The organism is Neptunomonas sp. CHC150, from assembly GCF_030397555.1.
Lineage (GTDB): Bacteria > Pseudomonadota > Gammaproteobacteria > Pseudomonadales > Balneatricaceae > Neptunomonas > Neptunomonas phycophila.
Genome location: NZ_JAPNXU010000030.1, coordinates 1 through 780 on the forward strand (window position 1 = coordinate 1; position 780 = coordinate 780).

A 780-nucleotide genomic window follows, 5' to 3' on the forward strand; every position below is an offset into this window, starting at 1 on the left:
AGATGTGTATAAGAGACAGCTCGGTGACGATGTTTTTTTGCTAACTCGTCTAGCAGGTGAAGAATCTGTATCAGCGCTTTTTGGCATTGAAATAGAAGCGTATTCATTACGCAAAGATATCACCCCCGCTGAGATAGTCGGGCAGAACGTTACGCTAAAAATAGCCGCTACCGACGAGTCCGCGCTCTTTTTACCCGATAGCTATCGTTATATTAACGGTTACATCAAAAGCTTCCGCCAAGAAGGACGTCAGCTCCAAGACTTACGCGGCTATTCGGCCGTTGTTGTTCCTTGGTTATGGTTCTTAACGCAAACCAGCGACTGCAAAATATTCCAGTTTAAAAACATTCAAGAAATCGCCACGGCCATCTTTGAAGAAAACGGCTTTACCGACTTCCAATTCCGCTTAGTAGGCCAGCATCCTGCACGCGATTACTGCGTCCAGTACAAAGAAAGCGACTTCAACTTTATCTCCCGTCTCTTTGAAGAAGAAGGGCTGTACTACTACTTCGCTCACGAAGCAGGTAAACACACGCTGATTATCAGTGACCACATCGGTGGCTATGACGAATCAGACGAGCAATCTATTACTTATGCTGCCGGCTCACTGACCCAACACACGATTCATAACTGGTATCACAGCTTCCAGTTCATGACAGGGCGCTACGCCAAACGAGACTACGACTTCAAAAAGCCGAGTAATCGACTACAAACCTCGGCGGCCGCTGACATGGTCGTACCGGGCGTTGGAAAATATGAACACTTTATCTACCCCGGCCG

Annotated in this window: 1 protein-coding gene; it reads left to right on the forward strand. The window is 47.3% G+C overall.

The window, feature by feature from the left end; all coding sequences use genetic code 11:
* On the forward strand, positions 1-780 hold a 780-nt coding region (gene tssI, locus OW491_RS17945; RefSeq protein WP_290037262.1), incomplete at both ends, for a type VI secretion system tip protein TssI/VgrG.